We start from the raw sequence: 3,491 nt of genomic DNA, 5'->3' as shown, positions 1-3,491 counted from the left end.
TAGGGGTCGTCTCAGGAAACGGAAAATATAGCACGCTAAGGTTTTTCAATTGCGCGCAATGGCCTAAATTTTCCACCACCTATCTTGGCTTTGCTTCGCCATAGATAATCCCCAGTTAAATTGATGTGCTCCCACCCCAGCGGTGACAGATATTGCAGCAAGGTATCATCGACTGTGCGACCATGCCCTCGTAGGGCGTTAGTCGCTCTCTCTAAATAAACCGTGTTCCACAATACAATGGCGGCGGTCACTAGATTCAAGCCACTGGCTCGATAACGCTGTTGCTCAAAGCTTCGATCTCGAATCTCACCCAATCGATAAAAGAAAACGGCGCGCGCTAATGCATTACGGGCTTCACCTTTATTTAATCCAGCTTGAACCCGACGGCGTAGTTCTACGCTTTGCAACCAATCCAAGATAAACAGTGTGCGCTCAATACGCCCCAGCTCTCGTAATGCCAATGCCAAACCATTCTGTCGTGGATAACTACCGAGTTTACGTAGCATTAGCGACGCTGTGACAGTCCCTTGCTTGATTGATGCGGCCAGACGCAAAATATCGTCCCAATGAGTACGAATCTGTTTGATATTCAGTGTGCCGCCAATCATGGGTTTAAGTGCGGCATAGTCTATGTCTGACTTTGGAATATAGAGTTTCGTATCGCCCAGATCACGAATTCGTGGTGCAAATCGAAACCCTAGCATGTGCATGAGTGCAAAAACATGGTCGGTGAATCCAGCCGTATCGGTGTAGTGTTCCTCGATGCGTAAATCAGACTCGTGATACAGCAGCCCATCAAGAACATAGGTTGAATCACGAACGCCCACATTGATCAGCTTACTGCTAAATGGTGCGTATTGATCAGAAATGTGTGTATAAAATAACCTTCCAGGCTCTGCGCCATATTTTGGATTGATATGTCCTGTACTTTCAGCTCTGCCACCTGCGCGGAAGCGTTGGCCATCTGATGAGGAGGTAGTGCCATCTCCCCAGTTTTCAGCGAAAGGTTGTTTCAATTGAGCATTCACCAATTCGGCCAATGCCGTTGAATAAGTTTCATCACGGATATGCCAAGCCTGTAGCCATGAGAGTTTGGCATAAGTTGTACCAGGACATGATTCGGCCATTTTCGTCAGCCCTAAATTAATTGCATCAGCCAGTATGGTCGTGAGCAATAACGCTTTATCCTTCGCAGTGTCATCCGTTTTCAAATGAGTGAAGTGTCGAGTAAAGCCTGTCCATTCATCGACCTCCATTAATAATTCGGTGATCTTGATATGTGGTAACAGCATTGCTGTTTGGTCAATTAAAGTTTGGGCTGTATCAGGAGCCACGGCATCGAGAGGTGTTATTTTTAGACCAGATTGATTGATCATCGCATCAGGCAAATCGTTGGTCGCTGCCATGCGATTAATGATTGCTAATTTCTGCTCCAATAGTGAAAGGCGACTTTGCAAATATAGATCACAATCAGTAGTAATGGTTAGAGGTAACTCATTGGACTGTTTTAGCTGATTAAATTTATCAGCAGTCACTAAATACTCATCGAAGTCTTTGAATTGGCGAGAGCCTTGTACCCAGAGATCCCCAGCCCGTAGCGAGTTTTTAAGTTCAGATAACACACATATTTCGTAATAGCGGCGATCAATACCATCATCGGTAAAGACTAGTCTTGCCCACCGTTTTTTGATAAACGCTATTGGAGCATTAGAGGGGATTTTTCGTGTATTATCAACATTCATGCTGCGGAGCAACTCTACAGCGGCAAGCATATCTTTTGCTGCTGGGGCAGCACGCAATTTAAGTATGGCAAGAAGTTCTGGCGCGTAACGGCGTAAAGTTGCATAGCTCTCGCCAATTCGTGGTAAAAAATCAAAGTCTTCGGGTTGCGCCAGTTTTTCTGCCTCAGTAATACTTGCTGCAAAAGCATCCCATGAAATAACAGTTTCGATGGCGGCAAACGGATCACTGCCATTTTGCTTGGCATCTAGCAAGGCTTTCCCGATAAGCCCATACAAACGCACTTTGTCGTTGATCGCTTTACCTGATGATTGAAATTGTTGCTGGTGTTTATTTTTTGCGATAGCAAATAGCTTTCCAATAATGCGATCATGCAGGTCAATAATTTCGTCGGTGATCGTGGCCATACTCTCCACAACGATTGCTACCAAAGTGGCATATCGACGTTGAGATTCAAATCTGGCCAAATCAGCAGGAGTCATTTGCCCACCTTCGCGAGCAATTTTCAGTAAGCGATTTTGATGAACGTGTTTTCCAATGTCTTCAGGTAGATCGATGGCTTGTAAGCACTTCAGCCGCTCAATGTGCTCAAGCATGTACTTTGAGTTTGGTTTAGCTGGTGACTGTCTAAGCCACCCCAATATTGTCAGTTTGCTGCCCTCTTTACGGTTCAGCAAAGCATCTATATTTTGACGATGAGTTTCTGAAAGTGAGCTCGTCAAAGCAGTATAAATTATGCGGTTGGCAGATGTGATTGCTTCTGCGCAAATACTATCAATTGCATTTATAGCTGGCAAAAGGACTGATTTTTGTCGTAAATTTTCAACGAGAGTTGTGGCTAAAATAAGACCTTTATCTGTCTGAAGGGACAAATCCACCATCATATTGACCGATTGCCGATAGTCACTCAAGGTGAATAGTTTGAACCCAAAAACTTTTTTCAATTCGGCAATATGTTCTCGTCTTGTTTGCTCGCGCTGACCATAATCATTCCAGCAGTCCACTGATATACTAAGTTGAGCAGCCATCATGAAAAGTAAGGGTTTGAATGGTTCGTCGTTAATACCCAATATCACTCCAGGGTAACGCATGTAGCAAAGTTGAATTGCAAAGCCTAGCTTGTTGGATGCCCCTCGATGTTGATGGACTATGGATTTATCAGAATCACTCAGAGTGTAATGCTGAAGCATAAAAGCTCTATCATCTGGAATTTCGAACAGGCTTCCCAATTCCGTGGACGACAAAATAGAATGGCGCGGCATGGCTCATTAGTCCCAAATAAACTAAACTATTAAAGGTACATTATTTTGTACCGCCACGCTTAGCTTTGCGCTGCAATTTCGCAAGGAGGTTCAATTGGGACAGAATGCGGCCATTTATTGCCGAGTATCAACGAACGATCAGTCCTGCGAACGACAGGAATATGACCTACGTGCCTACGCCAATCGTTGCGGCTACGATGTTGTCGGTGTTTGGAAAGAAACTGCATCAGGCAGTAAGGATGAGAGATTGCAAAGAAAATACTTGATGACCATGGCGCAATCTCGTGAAATCGATGCCATCTTGGTGACGGAATTGACACGCTGGGGCAGAAGCACCGTGGATCTCGTACAGTCATTACAAGATCTTGGGCATTTCGGGGTATCTCTGGTGGCACAAACAGGTTTGCAGTTTGACCTTTCCACATCTCAGGGAAAGCTCATGGCTTCTGTGATGTCTGCATTAGCAGAGTTTGAGGGAGATTTACTACG

At 44.7% G+C, this 3,491-nt stretch carries 2 protein-coding genes; one reads left to right on the top strand and one right to left on the bottom strand.

Annotation, left to right across the window (positions count from 1 at the left end):
• Window positions 1–35: 35 nt before the first annotated feature.
• Window positions 36–3,002 (bottom strand): Tn3-like element ISAcsp1 family transposase, encoded by a 2,967-nt coding sequence (locus MSG93_RS19190; RefSeq protein ID WP_004726714.1) that lies wholly within the window; start codon window positions 3,000–3,002, stop codon window positions 36–38.
• Window positions 3,003–3,096: 94 nt separating this feature from the next.
• Here MSG93_RS19190 and MSG93_RS19185 point away from each other — a divergent pair.
• Window positions 3,097–3,491 (top strand): recombinase family protein (locus MSG93_RS19185; RefSeq protein WP_098733245.1); only part of this gene is annotated, 395 nt, incomplete at its 3' end.

Source organism: Acinetobacter sp. IK40, assembly GCF_035615075.1.
In the GTDB taxonomy this organism is placed as follows: Bacteria; Pseudomonadota; Gammaproteobacteria; order Pseudomonadales; family Moraxellaceae; genus Acinetobacter; species Acinetobacter courvalinii.
The sequence above is the reverse complement of the archived record's forward strand: the minus strand, read 5'-3'. Positions and strand labels throughout refer to the sequence as shown.